Genomic DNA, 14,887 nt, shown 5'->3' on the forward strand with positions numbered 1-14,887 from the left:
AGCGGACGGGGCCGCGTCAATCCGGGGGCTTTCCCCGGGGTGGCGCGACGCAGGCAAAATCCGCCTGCCTATGCCCGCCACCCGCAAGTCTTCCGCCCCCGCCCCCTCCCCCGAGTCCACCGACGCCGACGGCGCCAACGTGGACGAACGCGTCTATGCCGCCGTCTCCAAGGCGCTGCTCAGCGGCAAGCTGCGGCCCGGCACGCCGCTGCGCGAGCGCGCGCTGGCCGAGGCGCTGGGCTGCACGCGCGGCGCGGTGCGCAAGGTGCTGGCGCGGCTGGGTTCCGAGAAGCGGCTGGTGCTCGAGCACAACCGCGGCGCCTTCGTGCCCAACCCCTCGATCGAGGACATGCGCGGCACCTACCGCGCGCGCCGCATCGTCGAGGCCGGGCTCGTGACCACGCTGTTCGGCCAGCTCGCGCGCGAGCAGGTGGCCACCCTGCGCAAGCACGTGCAGGCCGAGCAGAAGGCCTTCAAGGAAGGCCGGCGCGAAGACGCCGTGCGCCTGGCCGGCGACTTCCACCTGCTGCTCGCGCAGATGGCGGGCAGCGAGGAACTGCTGTCCTACATCGGGCGGCTGATCGCGAACACCGAGCTCTACAAGGCGCTCTACGACTCGGCCGAGGCCGCGAGCTGCGCGCCGCGCGAACACGAGCAGATCATCGATGCGCTGACCGCCGGCAAGTCGCTCGACAAGGCGCTGGCCGTGGCGCTCGAGCACCTCGACGAGCTCGAGCGGCGCGTGATCGCGGGCGCGACGGCCGAGCAGGAGACCGACCTCGCGACGCTGCTCAACGGCGGCGCCGACGACCCGCACCACGGGCACGGCCACTGAGGCAGGCACGTTTCGGCCGCGGCCGAAGTGTCCGCGCGCGGCCTTCGCGATGATCGGCGCGCCATGCCGACCGCCACCACCCTCGCCGCTTCAGCCAAACCCCGGGCCCCCGCCCTCGAATGGGCGCTGCTCGTGCTGCTCGCCACCTGCTGGGGCGCCTCCTACACCTTCATCAAGATCGGCGTCGCGACCCTTCCGCCGGTCACGCTGATCGCCGCGCGCACGCTGGTCGCGGGCCTGCTGCTGCTGGCCGTGCTGCGGCTGCGCGGCCTGCGGCTGCCGCGCGACGCGGCCAGCTGGCGCCGCTTCGCGCTGCAGGCCGGCCTCAACAGCGTGCTGCCCTTCACCTTGATCGCCTGGGCCGAACGCAGCGTCGACGCCGGCCTCGCGACCATCCTCAACTCGACCTCGCCGATCTTCATCTTCCTGCTGAGCCTGGGCCTGGCCGGCGCCGAGCGGCCCACGCTGCGGCGGCTGTTCGGCGTGGCGGCCGGGCTGGTCGGCATCTGCCTGATCGTCGGTGTGGAGGCGCTCGGCGGCCTCGGCCGGTCGCTGTGGTCCCAGCTCGCGCTGGTCGCGGCCGCGGTCTGCTACGGCTGCGCCGCGATGTTCGGCCGCGTGTTCAAGGGCCTGGACCCGATGCTGCCGGCCGCGGGCTCGCTCGTGAGCGGCGCCGCGCTGCTGCTGCCCGCGAGCCTGCTGATCGACCGCCCCTGGACCCTCGCGCCCTCGGCCGCGTCGCTTGCCGCCGTGCTCGCGCTCGCCGTGGTCTCGACCGCGCTGGCCTTCACGATCTACTTCCGGCTGATCCGCACCCTGGGCCCGATGTCGACCTCCGCCCAGGCCTACCTGCGCGTGCCGATCGGCGTGGCCATCGGCGTGCTGCTCCTCGGCGAGCGGCTCGCGCCCACCGCGTGGGCCGGGCTTGCATGCATCATGGCCGGCGTGATCGCGATGACGCTGCCCGCGCGCGGCGCCATCCCCCTGCCCTTTCTCCGGAGATGAACCCATGCTCGAACTCAGGCCCAACTGCGAATACTGCGACAAGGACCTGCCGCCGAACGCGACCGACGCGCGCATCTGCAGCTACGAATGCACCTACTGCGCCGACTGCGCGCAGCACGTGCTGCACGACGTCTGCCCCAACTGCGGCGGCGGCTTCGCGCCGCGGCCGATCCGGCCGGCGACCGAAAGGCGGCCCGGGGTGTTCCTGGGCAAGCAGCCGGCGTCGGTGCAGCGCAAGCATCTGAAGTGGGAGCGCGGGGCGGAGCTGGAGGCCTTCATCGAGAAGGTGCGGCGGATTCCGCCGGCCGAACGCTAGCTCGACAGGCGGCTGCGCACGAAGTGCTCGACCTCGCAAGCGATTGCGGCAGGCTCACCCTCGCTGATGAAGCGCTCGCACCGCAGCGCCATGAAGACCGGATGCCGCTCCCGGATGCGCCGCGTTTCGCTCGCCCGATCACCACGGAGATAGGGCCTGCGCAGCTGGCGCTCGACCACGAGTTCGACGCAGCGTTCGAACTCGAAGGATGGCAGCAGCAGCGCGGTGAGCGGATCGGCTTCGATCGCGTCGCGCAAGGCCGGGTAGCGCTCGCTCGCGTCGGCCGGATAAGTCATGAAACCCGAGGACATCGCGAGCACGGTCGGCGCGGTCGCCGCGGCGCGAAGCTGTTCGTAGGTTTCGATGTTGCGTGCCGCATAGCCCGCGTACCCATGGCGCGCCATGAAGGCCGCGACATCACCCTGTTGCGCGATGAAGACCTGGTCGAGATCGACGAAGCGCCAGGCCAGCCGTTGCGCGAGCAGCGGGCCGACGGTGGTCTTGCCGGCGCCGCCGGGGCCGATGAGATGAACGAAGGGAATCAATGCGAAGGAACGAGGAGCGCCTGGGGCGCTGCGGCATTCTGAGGCATCGCGCTACTCGGCCTTGATGTTCCCCTTCGCGACGATCGCGCCGAACTTCGCATCCTCGCCCTTCAGGAAGGCCGCGAACTCCTTCGGCCCCGCGCCCAGCGGCGTGACGCCGCCCTCCTCGAAATTCCTGCGCACGCCCGGGTTCGCGAGCACCTGCGCCAGCGCGGCATGCAGCTGCGAAACGATCTGCGGCGGCGTTGCCTTGGGCGCGAAGATGCCCTGCCAGACCGACACGTCGGCGCCGCGCCATGCGGGCACGCTGGCCAACGGCAAGGCTTCGGGCATGGCGGCCGAAGCGCTCTCCGCCATCACGCCGTACACGCGCAGCTTGCCCGCGCGTGCCTGCTGGATGACCATCGACAGCGGCAGCACGGCGAGGTCGAGCTGGTTGCCGCTGAGGTCGCTCACGATCTGCACGCCGGTGCGGTACGGCACATGGACCATGTCGACGCCGCCGCGCTGCTTGAGCAGCTCGCCGCCCAGGTGCAGCGAGGTGCCGACACCCGAGCTCGCATAGCTGTACTTGCCGGGCGCGGCCTTGAGGTCGGCATAGAGCGCCTCGCTGGTCTTCGGCTGCAGCGCGGGCTTGCCCACCAGCGCCAGCGGCTGGGCGCCGAGCAGCGTGACGGGCACGAGGTCGGCGAGGCCGTCGTAGCGCACGGTGGAAGGCGTCACCATCTTGGCGATGACGACAGTGCTCTCGACCGACAGCAGCAGGGTGTAGCCATCGGGCCTGGCGCGCACGGCCTTCTCGGTGCCGATGACGCCGCCGGCGCCCGACACGTTCTCGATCACCACCGGCTGCCCGAGCCGCGTGGCGAGCTCGGGCGCGATCCAGCGCGCCATGACGTCGACGTTGCCGCCGGCACCGTAGGGCACGATCAGGGTGATGGGGCGCGCGGGCCAGGCGGGCTCCGCGATGGCAGCGGTGGTGCAGGCAGCGAAGGCCAGGGCCGCGAGCAGTGCGCGGCGGCGTGCGGTGTCGAGGTGCATCGTGGGATCCTTCAGTCGCGGTTCGTTTCCAGGGGAGCAGCCTGCTCGCGCTCGAGCGCGGCGATCTCGCGTTCGAAGTCGGCGCGCAGGTTGCGCTTCGCGTCGTCGTCGAGCCAGCAGGCGTCGACGCCCGCGAGGCTGAAGGCGCGCGCCTGCTCCCAGCCCCAGCCGCCGCCCTCGAGCACGGTGGCGTAGGTGTGGCTGAGGTCGGTGTGGAACATCGCGGGGTCGTCGGTGTTGAGGCTGACCGGCAGGCCCGCGTCGACCATGCGCTTCACGCTGTCGAGCCGCCGCCGCTGGTTGCGCACCACGCTCGTGATGCCGCAGACGCAGAAATGCACGCCGCGGTCGCGCGCGCGCCGCAGGCCGTCGTCGCTGGCGAGCAGGTTGTAGCCATGGTCGAGCCGGTCGCAGCCCAGCAGGTGGATGCAGTCGTCGACGTTGGAAGGCGGCGCCTCCTCGAGCGTCTGGTTGTCCTCGCAGACATGGGCGGTGCGTTTCAGGCCGGCGCGGCCCGCGCGCTCGAACAGGGCCGCGAAGCTGGCGGGCGGGCCCGCGCGCTCGGGGCCGTCGAGGCCCACGCCGACGACGAGGTCGGAGCGCAGGCCGAGGATGTCGTCCATCGCGCGCTCGGCGCTGTCGAGCGGCAGGCCGCGGTCGAAGGAGGCGATCAGCAGGCCCGAGCAGCCGAAGTCCTGCCGCGCGGCGCGCAGGCCGGCCACCAGCCCCTCGACCTGCACGCGGTACGGCACGCCCGTGGGCATGAAGTACTGCGGGTTGAACGACAGCTCGACATGGCGCGCGTTGCTGCTGCGCGCGGCGTCCTCCACGGCCTCGTAGGCCACGCGCTCGAAATCGGCGCTGCTGCGCACCGCCTGCGCCGCGATGCGCAGCACGTCGATGAAGTCGTAGAAGTCGCGGTAGCTGTAGAGCGTGTCGACCGGGCGCGGCAGCGGCAATTCGTACTGGCGCGCGAGCGCGACCAGCGTGGCCGGGCGCAGGGTGCCGGCCAGGTGGAAATGCAGGTCGGTCTTGGGCAGCCGGGCGAGCAGGTCCGCACGGACCGGCGCGGGAGAGGAAGGGGTGGACATGGACGGCGACGATAGCCACGCCCACCGCCCGCGCCCAGCACAGCGCTGTGCAGCAGGTTATGACAGCGCCGTCATGACCTGGGCCGGTGCGCCAGCTCGCGCGCGGCCGCCGTCAGCTCGCCGCGCAGCCAGCGCATGGCCTGGTTCTTGTGCGTGCGCTCGTGCCACACGAGGCGGTAGCGGTGCGGCTTGATCTTCGCGGGAAAGGGCACGATCGCGAGCGGGTACTGGCGCGCGAAGTCCTCGGCCAGCAGGCGGCCGGTGGTGAACACGAGGTCGGTGCGCGCGAGGATGGCCGGCGCCATGCCGAGGAACTGGGTGTGCATCGCCGTGTGGACCGACACGCCGAGCTCGGCCAGCTGCGCGTCGATGATGGTGCCCTGCCCCGGCACGTGCTCGAGCGAGGACAGGTGGCGCGCGCGCCGGTAGTCGTCGAGCGTCATCGGCGCCCTGGCCAGCGGATGGCCCTCGCGCACCAGGCAGACCATGGGCTCGGTCAGCAGGCTGGCGGCGCGCAGGTGGCCGGGCAGCTCGGGCCAGATGGTGATGACCATGTCGACCTCGCCGTCGGCGAGCTGGCGGTAGTGCTCGAAGCGCGAGCCCAGGCCGCGGATCACCACGTCGCACTCGGGCGCCTGGCGCGCCACGCGCTCGGCGACGTCGGCGAAGAACTGGCGCGGCAGGAAGTCGTAGGTCGCGATGCGGAAGCTCTGGCGCAGCTCGCGCGGCTCGACGGGGCCGGCCTCGGCGGTCAGCAGCGACATGTCGGCCAGGATGCGCCGCGTGGGCGCGGCCAGCGCCTGCGCGCGCTCGGTCAGCACCATGCGGTTGCCCACGCGCACCAGCAACTCGTCGCCGGTGAGCTGGCGCAGCACCTTGAGGTGGCGGCTCAGCGCGGACTGCGCCACGCCGAGCTTGGCCGCGGCCTGCGACACGCTGGCCTCGCTCAGCAGCACGTGGAGCGAGCGCAGCAGCGATTCGTCCAGTCGGCGGTCATGCTCGCCGGTGTCGGGCAGGGACATGGTGTTCGGATCGAAGAGGAATGGAACGTCTGCGGGCCAGCGATTCTGCCCGCCCGCCGCATGCGCGATTTTTGCGCCGCGGCCCGAAGTCTTTACACGGCTTTGATACGCCCCCTCCTACGCTGTCGCTCTTCCTTCATCCCCGAGCTCTCTCGATGCAACGATCGATCCGCGCCGCCTCCTCGGCACTCGCCCTCCCCACCCTGATCGCCGCCGCCTTCGCGCTGCCCGGCGCGGCCTTCGCGCAAGCGGCCGGCGATGCGCCGGCACCGGCCGCCTCGCCGGTCACGGCCAACATCGCGCTGACCACGAACTACAAGTTCCGCGGCCAGGACCAGGACATGCTCGGCAGGAACGACTACGCCAAGACCCGCGGCGCCAAGCCCGCCATCCAGGGCGGCTTCGACTACGCCTTCGGCGACAGCGGCTTCTACGTCGGCAACTGGAACTCCAGCGTCAACTGGCTCAAGGGCAACAGCGTCGAGGTCGACCTGTACGGCGGCTACAAGTTCAAGGCCGGCCCGCTGGACATGGACGTCGGTGCGCTGACCTACATCTATCCGGGCAACTCGGTCGGCAACACCACCGAGCTCTATGGCGCGGCCACCTATGCCGACGAGAGCCTCGGTTCCTTCACGCTGAAGTACTCGCACACGGTGTCGAAGGACTACTTCGGCTTCGCCGGCAACAAGCTGGGCTCGGGCCTCGAGGGCCGCAACACCGGCTACCTGAACCTGTCGTACAGCAAGGAGATCCTGCCCAAGGTGACGCTCAAGGCCGCGGTGGGCTACACGGCCCTGTCGAGCGACATCCGCAGGAACACGCCCTACAAGAGCTATGTCGACTACAACGTGGGCGCCAGCTACGACTTCGGCGGCGGTCTCACGCTCGCCGGCTCGGTGCAGGGCGCGAACCAGAAGAACGCCTTCAACGCCGCGGCCGGCCCGCTGTACGACTTCGGCTTCTACACCGTGCAGCAGTTCTACTCGCCGAACAAGCCGCGCTTCATCCTCACGCTGGCCAAGGCGCTCTGACGAAGACGCCGGCGGCCGGCGGCATCAATCGATGCTGATGTTCGCCGTCTTCGCGACCTCCGCCCACTTCACGCGGTTGTCGTGCACCGTCTTCCTGAACTGCGCGGGCGTCTCGATGCGGATGGTGTTGCCCTGGCTCTCGAACTTCTCGCGGATCTCGGGCTGCTCGAGCACCGTCTTCACGGCGGCGTTGAGCTTCTCGACGATGCGCGCGTCGGTGCCCTTGGGCGCGAAGATGCCGAACCAGATCGAGCTGTCGAAGCCCTGGGTGCCCGGCAGGCCGCTCGATGCGATGGTGGGCACTTCCTTCACCGCGGCCACCGGCGTGGCGGTGGTCACGCCGAGCAGCCGCACCTTGCCGGCCTTGTAGTGCGGCAGGATGGTCTGGACCTGGTTCATGATGCAGCAGGTCTCGCCGCGCACCACCGAGGTGATGGCCTCGGGGCCGCCCTTGTAGGGCACGTGGACCATGTCGAGCCCGAGCCGCGCATTGAACTCGGCGAAGGCCATGTGAGTGCCGGCGCCGTTGCCGGTGGAGGCGTAGTTGTACTTGCCGGGGTTGGCCTTGACGAGCGCGACGAACTCCTTGAGCGTCTTCACGTTGATCACGTCGGGATTGATCGTGAGCACGTTCGACACGTCGAGCACCGGCGCCACCGGCACGAAGTCGGCCTCGACGTCGAAGGGCAGCTTCTTGTAGAGCGCGGCATTGCTGCCGTGCGTCGCGGCGGTGCCGAACGAGAGCGTGTAGCCGTCGGGCTTCGCATGGGCCACGTACTCGCTCGCGATGTTGCCGGCCGCGCCGGAGCGGTAGTCGATGATCACGGGCTTGCCGAGCTGGCGCGTCAGCGGGTCCTGGATGGTGCGGGCCACCACGTCGACACCGGAGCCGGCGGGAAAACCCATGATCAGCGTTACGGGCTGTTGCGGCCAATCGGCCTGCGCATGCGCCGCGGGCGCGATCGACGCGCACAATGCAGCGGCCGTCAGCAGCGCGCGCAGGTGCCGGCTCGGGAAGTGGAAAGGGGGCATGGCGGTGGTCCTCGGTTCGGGCGGTGCAGGCCCGGATTCTGGCGCGATGCTCATACCCGCTTCGGCATGTGCTTATGCGCGACACACCTCCGGCGCGCCGCCTCTCCATAATCGCCCCATGGTTCGTCCCACACAACTCATCCATCCCCAGCGCGAACCGGTGGCGGTGCGCGCCGCGGCCACCGTGCTGCTTCTGCGCGATACCGCGTCCGGCATCGAGGTGCTGATGACGCGCCGCTCGGCCAAGGCCAGCTTCGCGCCCGGCGCCTACGTCTTCCCCGGCGGCCACATCGACGCGGCCGACGAGGTCGCCGCGCGCACGGCGGCGCGCCGCCCCACGCAGAGCCCGCTGCAGGCCACGCAGGCGGTGGCCGCGATCCGCGAATGCTTCGAGGAGCTCGGCGTGCTGCTCGCGCACCATGCCGACGGCCGCCCGGCCGGCGCCGCGGACATCGCCGCGATGGACCGCGACGGCCATGCGGCCGTGCCCTTCGCCGAGCAGTGCGCGGCGCGTGGGCTGGTGCTCGAGGCCGACCGCGTGTTCACCTTCGCGCACTGGATCACCGACCGCGACCTGCCCAAGCGCTTCGACGTGCCCTTCCTGGTGGCGCGCATGCCCGAGGGGCAGGAGCCCTCGGCCGACGAGAGCGAGCAGTTCGAGCCGAGCTGGGTGCGCCCGGCCGATGCGCTGGCGCGCCACGCGGCCGGCAGCTTCTTCATGATCTTCCCGACCGTGCGCACGCTGCAGCGCATGGCCTCGTATGCGAGCGTCGACGCGGTGCTGGCGGCCTGCGCGAGCGAGCAGCCGCTGTGGACCAGCTGCCCGCGCGGCGGCTTCGTCAACGGCCGCGACGAGCGCTTCATGGAGAACGACCCGCCCTTCGGCGAACTCGCGCTGGTCTGCCCCGACGGCCAGATGCTGCACTCGCTCGACTGGAAGAGCGATGCGCCGGTGGCGCTGCTGAAGAACGTGCAGCGCCTGACCGCGCCCAACCCGGGCGCGATGACCGGCCCGGGCACCAACAGCTACATCGTGGGCGACGCCGCCACCGGCCACATCGTGATCGACCCGGGCCCGAACGACCCCGCCCACATCGAGCGGCTGTGGCAGGCCGCCAGGGGCGACATCCGCATGATCGTCTGCACGCATTCGCATGCCGACCATTCGCCGGGCGCGGCGCCGCTGCAGGCGCTGGCCGGCGCCGCGAAGCCGCCGATCCTGGGGCTGTCGTCGGCGCCCACGGCGCGCGCGCGCGCGCGCTTCTCGGCCGAGCGCGAGCTGGCCGACGGCGAGCGGCTGGTGCTCGCGGGCACCGGTGCCGAGGGCCAGCCGCTCACGCACACGCTGCGCGTGATCCACACGCCGGGCCACGCGGCCAACCACCTGTGCCTGGTGCTCGAGGAGGACGGGCTGCTGTTCTCGGGCGACCACATCCTCAACGGCAGCACCACGGTGGTCGACCCGCCCGACGGCGACATGACGGCCTACCTCGATTCGCTCGACAAGCTCGACGCGAACTGCGAGGCCGGCGGCGTCGAATTCATTCTGCCCGCGCACGGCCACGTGATCGGCTTCGCGCGCACGGCCATCGCCTACCTGAAGGCGCACCGCCTCAAGCGCGAGGCCAAGATCGCGGCCGCCATGCAGAAGCTGCCCGAGGGCACGCCCGAGCAATGGCTGCCGCTGGCCTACGACGACGTGCCCGAGCGGCTGTGGCCGGTGGCCGCGCGCTCGCTGGCGGCGCACGTGGCGCGCATCCGGCAGCAGGCGGCCGTCGGTTCATGAGTGCTCCAGAAAGGCAGGACGCCGAGGGCATCCGTCTGGCCAAGCGCGTGGCCGCGCTCGCGGGCTGTTCGCGGCGCGAGGCCGAGCTGCTGATCGAGAACGGCGCGGTGCGCGTCGACGGCCAGCCGGCGCTGCTGCCGCAGTCGCGCGTGCAGCCGCACCAGCAGGTGGAGATCGAGGCGGGCGCGCGGCCCGAGCCGGTGCTGCCGGTGACGCTGCTGCTGCACAAGCCGGCCGGCCTGCGCATCGAGCAGGCGCACACGCTGCTGGTGGCCGCCAACCTCGCCGCCGCGCACGGAACGCCGCGCTTCCTGCCCGCGCATGCGCGCGGCCAGCACTGCATGACGCCGCTGGAGACCGGCGCCAGCGGCCTGGTGGCCTTCACGCAGGAATTCCGCATCGAGCGCAAGCTGCACGAGGACGCCGCCGTCATCGAGCACGAGATCATGGTCGACGTGGCCGGTGCCGTGTCGCCCGAGCAGCTCGCGCGCTTCGAGCGCACGCCCGCGCGTGTGAGCATCGGCCGCCAGACGCCCGAGCAGACCGGGCTGCGCTTCGCGCTCAAGGGCGCGCAGCCGGGCCAGGTCGCGCACCTGTGCGACCGCATGGAGCTGCGCATCCTCGCGATGCGCCGCATCCGCATCGGACGCGTGCCGCTGGCCGGCCTCGCGCCCGGCCAGTGGCGCTACCTCGCGCCGCAGGAACGCTTTTGACGCCCCCGAAGAAGAAGAAAGAAGAACGGGAAGCCGGCGCGCTTCCACCCTCGCACCGCATGTTCGCGGCCTGCTTTTTCAGCCAGCGGCTTCGCGCCGCCGACAGGAGACCCCAAGCCATGAAGTCCGGATCGATTCCCGCCACCGAGGCCGCGCCCTTCCCGCGCCGCCTGCCCGCCACGGTGGCGGCCCTCGCCCTCGCCTCGCTCGGCGGCTGCTCGGTGTTCGAGCCGCTGATGCCCGCGCCCCCGCCGCCCCCGGCACCCGCGCCACCGCCCATCGTGTCGAGGGACGGCCTGGCGCCGATCACCGAGGACCAGGTCGAGCGCATCCGCGAGCAGATCGCCGCCAAGCCGCCGACCCCGGCCGTGGGCCGCGTGGTGCGCAGCGCCTCCCCGACCATCGAGTCCTTCCTGCGCACCGAGGGTTGCATCACCGCGCGCAACGGCGCGGTGCTCAATCCCTTCGCGGCGCCGGGCCGGCTGTTCGACGCCCAGGGCTTCCAGGGCGGGCCGATGGCGCAGATGCAGTACCACGACAAGACCGCCTGCGTGACCGTCAAGCGGATCCAGAACTGGAAGATGGTGTCGCCGAAGCTGCTGCGCTTCGACGTGGTCTACGTGGGCGACGACGGGGAGGAGCGTTCGGTGAAGCGGCACGAGCTGGTGCGGCAGCCGAAGGGCGGGTGGTTGTTCGCGAAGTGAGCCCGTCACCGTTCAGGCTGAGCCTGTCGAAGCCTTGCGCGAGGCTTCGACAGGCTCAGCCCGAACGGGTGGGATGGCTCAGCCCGAATGAGCTGAAACGGGCACCACCTTGCGCTGCGCACGCAGCGCCACCGCGAACGACAGCTGCGCCACGATCCCCGCCCCCGCGAGCACCAGCGCCGAGGCCAGCGCGGGATTGCGGTGCCCCATGCCCGCGAGCGCGGTGCACAGCGCGCCCACGGCCATCTGCGTGAAGCCGTAGAGGCCCGAGGCCGAGCCGATGATCTGCGGGTTGACGCCGATGGCCTGCGTGAGCGCGGCCGGCGAGGCCATGCCGACGCCGACGGTGAACAGGAACATGCTGGCCACGATCAGCGGCACCGACAGCCGGTCGGTGAGCGCGGCGCCCAGCAGCACGAAGGCCGCGAGCACGCTGAGCGCGTTGGAGCGGATCATCAGCCGGTCGACGCGCACGCGCGCGATCAGGTGGCTGGTGAGGAAGCTGCCGAGCCACACGCCCGAGACCAGGATGGCGAGGTAGATGCCGGCCTCGTGCGCGGGCCGGTGCAGCTGGTCGACGAAGATGAACGGCGCCGAGGCGACGAAGGCATACATCGAGGTGGTGGCGCAGCCGCCGCCGACGGAGAAGCCGAGGAAGGCCGGCGAGCGCAGCAGGCGCGCGTAGTTGCGCGCGAGCGCGGGCGCGCTGACGGCGGCGCCGGGCCGGCCGGTCTCGGGCAGCAGGCGCCAGGTGAACAGCAGGCCGACGATGCCGAGCGCGAACAGGCCGTAGAAGATCGAGCGCCAGCCCAGGGCGGTGGCGAGCGCGCCGCCGACCAGCGGCGCGATGCTCGGGCCCACGGTCACCATCAGGTTCATCAGCGCGAGGCGGCGCGTGGCCTCCTGCGGCTCGGCGGTGTCGCGCACGATGCTGCGCCCGAGCACCAGGCCCGCGCAGCCGCCCATGGCCTGGAACAGCCGCGCCGTGATCAGCGCATGCACCTCGGGCGCGAGCGCGGCGGCCAGGCCGGCGGCGGTGTAGAGGGAGAGGCCCGCGAGCAGCACCGGCCGGCGGCCGAAGCGGTCGGCCAGCGGGCCGTACACCAGCTGCCCGACGGCCAGGCCGAAGATGTAGAGGCTCACCGTCATCTGCATCTCGCCGATGCCGGCACCGAGGCTGCGCGCGGCGATCGGCAACGCGGGCACGAAGATGTGCATGGCCAGGGTGCCGCTGAACGTGACCAGCGCGAGCAGCCACAGCGGCGCGTGCGCGGCGCGCGACACGGGAATGGCGTTCGTGCTCACTGCTTGCGTGCCTCGCTGCCGGTGGCGGCGAGCCGGTCGCCGTCGTCCGTCTCCCAGCCGCCGCCCAGCGCCATGAACAGCACGATCTGGTCGTCCGACAGCTGCGCCTCGCTGGCCGCCAGCGCGGCATCGCTCGCGGCCAGCGCGCGCTCGGCATCGAGCGCGTCGAGGTAGGCGGTGCGGCCGTTGCGGTAGAGCTGGCGCGCCTGCGCGGCGACGGTGGCGCTCTCGTCGCGCGCGGCCTGCAGCGCGGCGCGGCGGTCGAGCTCGCGCGCGTAGTTGCCGAGCGCCGACTCGGTCTCGCGCAGCGCGGTGAGCACGGTGCCGTCGAACTTCGCGAGCGCCGCGCGCGTGCCGGCCTCGGCCTGCGCGATGCGGGCCTGCGCGATGCCGGTGTTGGGCACGGTCCACGAGATCAGCGGCCCGAGGCTCCAGCCGAAGGTGCCCTTGCGGCCGAAGTCCTCGGCCGGGCCGGCCGACGAGGCCGACAGGCCCAGGGTGATCTTCGGATAGAGGTCGGCCGTGGCGACGCCGATGCGCGCGGTGGCCTGGGCCAGGCTGCGCTCGGCCTGGCGGATGTCGGGCCGGCGGCGCAGCAGCGCGACGCCGTCGCCCACCGGCACGGTGCCGGCCACGCGCGGCGGCACGGCACAGTCGGCGAGCTCGCGCGGGAAGTCCTGCGGCAATTCGCCCGTGAGCGTGGCGAGGCGGTAGAGCGCGTTCTGGCGCTCGGCCACGAGCGGCGGCAGCGCGGCCGTGAGCTGCTGCAGCTGCGCGCGGGCACGGCCGGTGTCGAGCGCGCCGGCACGGCCGGCCTCGTGCAGCTTCGCGGTGACGTCGACCGCCTCCTGCTGCAGCCGCACCGATTTCTGCGCGATCGACAAGCGCAGGCCGGTGGAGCAGGCCTCGGCATAGGCACGCGCGGTGCCGGCCGCGACGTTCACGCGCACCAGGTCGAGCGCGGCCGCGGCCGACGCGGTGCCGGCCTCGGCGGCCTCGGCGGCGCGGCGGATCTGGCCGAACAGGTCGACCTGGTAGGACAGCGACAGGCCGCTGCTGTAGTTGAAGCGGTCCGGCGGCTCGTAGTCCTTCTGCAGCAGCTGCAGGCCCGAGACATGGCCGAACGAAGGGCCACCGTTCACGCCGATGACGGGGCGCTTGCCACCGGCCACCTCGGCCTCGATGGCGCGCTCGCGCTCGAGGTTGGCGACCGCCTGGCGCAGGTCGGTGTTGTGCGCGAGCGCCTGCTCCACCAGCCGGTCGAGCCGCGGGTCGCGGTACAGCCGCCACCAGTGCGGCGGCAGCGGCACGGCCTGCAGGCCGGCGGCGGGATCGGCTTCGGCGAAGGGCCGGCCGGCCGCGGGCTGGCTCGCGATGGCCTCGTCGGGCTGGCGGTAGTCGGGGCCGACGCTGCCGCAGGCCGCGAGCGCCGCGGCGGCGGCCAGCGCGGCGATGCGCAGCACGGCGCGGGATGCGTTGGTCATCATCCTTCCTTCCTGGCGCCGGCCTTGGCCTCGGCGTCGGCGGGGGTCTTCTCGCGCTGCGCCTGGGCCTGCTCGAGCACCTGCACCGTCACCGTCTGCCCCGCCACCAGCCGCGCGCCCGCGGGCAGCGGATCGAGCTTCACGCGCACCGGGATGCGCTGCGCGAGCCGCACCCAGTTGAAGGTGGGATTCACGCTCGGCAGCAGGTTGGCGCTGGTCGAGCGGTCGCGGTCGGCGATGCCGGCGGCCACGCTCTCGACCGTGCCGCCGAGCACCGCGCCGCCGCCCATCGGCATGACGTGCACGCGGTCGCCAAGGTGGATGCGCGGCAGCTTGGTTTCCTCGAAGTAGCCCTCGACGTAGAAGGAGCGCGCATCGACCAGCGCGAGCACCGGCCGGCCCGCGGCCGCGTAGCTGCCCTGGCGCAGGTCGAGGTTGGTGACCAGGCCGTCGGCCGGCGCGCGCACCTCGGCGCGCTGCAGGTTCAGCCGCGCCGAATCGAGCGCGACCTCGGCCTGCGCGACGGCGGCGCGCGCCTGCTCGACACGCGCACGGGTCTGTTCGCGCGCCTCCTGCGAGACCAGCGCCTCGAGCCCCGCGTTGCGCGCGTTCTCGCGCTGGGCCTGCGCGCTCATGGCGCGTTGCGCGGCGAGCGCGGCCTGGGCCTGGCGCACGGCCAGGTCGTAGCGCGCGCGGTCGACCTCGAACAGCAGGGTGCCGGCGGCCACCGACTGGTTGTCCTGCACCGGCACGGCGGTGACCAGGCCCGAGACGTCGGGCGCGATCTGGACCACGTTGGCCCGCACGCGGCCGTCGCGCGTCCAGGGCGCGAGCTCGTAGTGGTCCCAGAGGCGGAAACCCGCCCAGACGGCGGCGGCCACCACGGCCGCGGTGACGAGGATGCGCAGCGCGCCGGCGGGCCAGGTGCGGGCGCCGGCCTTGTTGTTGTCGTTGGATGTGTTGGCGGTCATGGT

General features: G+C 72.1%; 15 protein-coding genes. 7 read left to right on the forward strand and 8 right to left on the reverse strand.

The window, feature by feature from the left end; genetic code table 11:
• Window positions 1–70 precede the first annotated feature (70 nt).
• The 3 genes from ACEN9J_RS15600 (at window position 71) to ACEN9J_RS15610 (ending at window position 2,156) form a co-directional block, all read left to right on the forward strand.
• A complete protein-coding gene (locus ACEN9J_RS15600) occupies window positions 71–835 on the forward strand; it encodes a GntR family transcriptional regulator (RefSeq protein WP_413764528.1) in 765 nt (254 codons plus the stop codon).
• Window positions 836–898: 63 nt separating this feature from the next.
• Window positions 899–1,840, forward strand: a complete 942-nt coding sequence (locus ACEN9J_RS15605; protein WP_413761451.1) for a DMT family transporter — start codon at window positions 899–901, stop codon at window positions 1,838–1,840.
• Window positions 1,841–1,844: 4 nt separating this feature from the next.
• Entirely contained in the window at window positions 1,845–2,156 is a 312-nt protein-coding gene (locus tag ACEN9J_RS15610) for a DUF1272 domain-containing protein (RefSeq protein WP_057593920.1), read from the forward strand.
• On the opposite strand, the gene ACEN9J_RS15615 is transcribed toward ACEN9J_RS15610, so the two are convergent.
• From ACEN9J_RS15615 to ACEN9J_RS15630, 4 genes are all read right to left on the reverse strand, one after another.
• Entirely contained in the window at window positions 2,153–2,701 is a 549-nt protein-coding gene (locus ACEN9J_RS15615) for a shikimate kinase (protein ID WP_413761452.1), read from the reverse strand. The two genes, ACEN9J_RS15610 and ACEN9J_RS15615, sit on opposite strands and share 4 nt — an antisense overlap.
• A 51-nt stretch (window positions 2,702–2,752) precedes the next feature.
• Complete coding sequence (locus ACEN9J_RS15620; RefSeq protein WP_413761453.1) at window positions 2,753–3,742, reverse strand: Bug family tripartite tricarboxylate transporter substrate binding protein; 990 nt, start codon at window positions 3,740–3,742, stop codon at window positions 2,753–2,755.
• Between the two features lie 11 nt (window positions 3,743–3,753).
• Window positions 3,754–4,833 (reverse strand): adenosine deaminase, encoded by a 1,080-nt coding sequence (gene add / locus ACEN9J_RS15625; protein WP_413761454.1) that lies wholly within the window; start codon window positions 4,831–4,833, stop codon window positions 3,754–3,756.
• A gap of 71 nt (window positions 4,834–4,904) precedes the next feature.
• Window positions 4,905–5,855, reverse strand: coding sequence for a LysR family transcriptional regulator (locus ACEN9J_RS15630; RefSeq protein WP_261211399.1), 951 nt, complete (start codon window positions 5,853–5,855; stop codon window positions 4,905–4,907).
• 155 nt (window positions 5,856–6,010) lie between these two features.
• Between ACEN9J_RS15630 and ACEN9J_RS15635 the strand changes: the two genes are divergently transcribed.
• Window positions 6,011–6,889: a TorF family putative porin gene (locus ACEN9J_RS15635; protein ID WP_413761455.1), complete on the forward strand. Its 879-nt coding sequence runs from the start codon at window positions 6,011–6,013 to the stop codon at window positions 6,887–6,889.
• 24 nt (window positions 6,890–6,913) lie between these two features.
• Here ACEN9J_RS15635 and ACEN9J_RS15640 read toward each other — a convergent pair whose 3' ends face one another.
• A complete protein-coding gene (locus tag ACEN9J_RS15640; protein WP_413761456.1) occupies window positions 6,914–7,921 on the reverse strand; it encodes a Bug family tripartite tricarboxylate transporter substrate binding protein in 1,008 nt (335 codons plus the stop codon).
• A 118-nt stretch (window positions 7,922–8,039) separates the two neighbouring features.
• On the opposite strand from ACEN9J_RS15640, the gene ACEN9J_RS15645 reads away from it, so the two are divergent.
• The 3 genes from ACEN9J_RS15645 (at window position 8,040) to ACEN9J_RS15655 (ending at window position 11,124) form a co-directional block, all read left to right on the forward strand.
• Entirely contained in the window at window positions 8,040–9,707 is a 1,668-nt protein-coding gene (locus ACEN9J_RS15645; RefSeq protein ID WP_413761457.1) for an MBL fold metallo-hydrolase, read from the forward strand.
• Window positions 9,704–10,420, forward strand: a complete 717-nt coding sequence (locus tag ACEN9J_RS15650) for an RNA pseudouridine synthase (protein ID WP_413761458.1) — start codon at window positions 9,704–9,706, stop codon at window positions 10,418–10,420. Before ACEN9J_RS15645 ends, ACEN9J_RS15650 begins: the two co-directional genes overlap by 4 nt.
• Window positions 10,421–10,539: 119 nt before the next feature.
• Window positions 10,540–11,124, forward strand: coding sequence for a hypothetical protein (locus ACEN9J_RS15655; protein WP_057593928.1), 585 nt, complete (start codon window positions 10,540–10,542; stop codon window positions 11,122–11,124).
• A 78-nt stretch (window positions 11,125–11,202) separates the two neighbouring features.
• On the opposite strand, the gene ACEN9J_RS15660 is transcribed toward ACEN9J_RS15655, so the two are convergent.
• The 3 genes from ACEN9J_RS15660 to ACEN9J_RS15670 are packed head-to-tail and all read right to left on the reverse strand — an operon-like array spanning window position 11,203 to window position 14,884.
• Window positions 11,203–12,429 carry a multidrug effflux MFS transporter gene (locus ACEN9J_RS15660; protein ID WP_413761459.1) on the reverse strand — a complete coding sequence of 409 codons (1,227 nt, stop codon included), beginning with the start codon at window positions 12,427–12,429 and terminating at the stop codon, window positions 11,203–11,205.
• Window positions 12,426–13,913: an efflux transporter outer membrane subunit gene (locus ACEN9J_RS15665; protein ID WP_413761460.1), complete on the reverse strand. Its 1,488-nt coding sequence runs from the start codon at window positions 13,911–13,913 to the stop codon at window positions 12,426–12,428. The genes ACEN9J_RS15660 and ACEN9J_RS15665 overlap by 4 nt, the downstream gene beginning before the upstream one ends.
• On the reverse strand, window positions 13,913–14,884 hold the full coding sequence (locus ACEN9J_RS15670) for an efflux RND transporter periplasmic adaptor subunit (RefSeq protein WP_413761461.1): 972 nt from the start codon (window positions 14,882–14,884) through the stop codon (window positions 13,913–13,915). The genes ACEN9J_RS15665 and ACEN9J_RS15670 overlap by 1 nt, the downstream gene beginning before the upstream one ends.
• Window positions 14,885–14,887: the final 3 nt, after the last annotated feature.

It is taken from the genome of Variovorax sp. Varisp41 (genome assembly GCF_047325085.1).
GTDB lineage: Bacteria > Pseudomonadota > Gammaproteobacteria > Burkholderiales > Burkholderiaceae_C > Variovorax.

What these genes read in the sequence shown, in the direction of transcription:
- ACEN9J_RS15600 (WP_413764528.1), top strand. Translation starts at nt 71, where the DNA reads ATGCCCGCCACCCGCAAGTCTTCCGCCCCCGCCCCCTCCCCCGAGTCC.
- ACEN9J_RS15605 (WP_413761451.1), top strand. Translation starts at nt 899, where the DNA reads ATGCCGACCGCCACCACCCTCGCCGCTTCAGCCAAACCCCGGGCCCCC.
- ACEN9J_RS15610 (WP_057593920.1), top strand. Translation starts at nt 1,845, where the DNA reads ATGCTCGAACTCAGGCCCAACTGCGAATACTGCGACAAGGACCTGCCG.
- ACEN9J_RS15620 (WP_413761453.1), bottom strand. Translation starts at nt 3,742, where the DNA reads ATGCACCTCGACACCGCACGCCGCCGCGCACTGCTCGCGGCCCTGGCC.
- add (WP_413761454.1), bottom strand. Translation starts at nt 4,833, where the DNA reads ATGTCCACCCCTTCCTCTCCCGCGCCGGTCCGTGCGGACCTGCTCGCC.
- ACEN9J_RS15630 (WP_261211399.1), bottom strand. Translation starts at nt 5,855, where the DNA reads ATGTCCCTGCCCGACACCGGCGAGCATGACCGCCGACTGGACGAATCG.
- ACEN9J_RS15635 (WP_413761455.1), top strand. Translation starts at nt 6,011, where the DNA reads ATGCAACGATCGATCCGCGCCGCCTCCTCGGCACTCGCCCTCCCCACC.
- ACEN9J_RS15640 (WP_413761456.1), bottom strand. Translation starts at nt 7,921, where the DNA reads ATGCCCCCTTTCCACTTCCCGAGCCGGCACCTGCGCGCGCTGCTGACG.
- ACEN9J_RS15645 (WP_413761457.1), top strand. Translation starts at nt 8,040, where the DNA reads ATGGTTCGTCCCACACAACTCATCCATCCCCAGCGCGAACCGGTGGCG.
- ACEN9J_RS15650 (WP_413761458.1), top strand. Translation starts at nt 9,704, where the DNA reads ATGAGTGCTCCAGAAAGGCAGGACGCCGAGGGCATCCGTCTGGCCAAG.
- ACEN9J_RS15655 (WP_057593928.1), top strand. Translation starts at nt 10,540, where the DNA reads ATGAAGTCCGGATCGATTCCCGCCACCGAGGCCGCGCCCTTCCCGCGC.
- ACEN9J_RS15665 (WP_413761460.1), bottom strand. Translation starts at nt 13,913, where the DNA reads ATGACCAACGCATCCCGCGCCGTGCTGCGCATCGCCGCGCTGGCCGCC.
- ACEN9J_RS15670 (WP_413761461.1), bottom strand. Translation starts at nt 14,884, where the DNA reads ATGACCGCCAACACATCCAACGACAACAACAAGGCCGGCGCCCGCACC.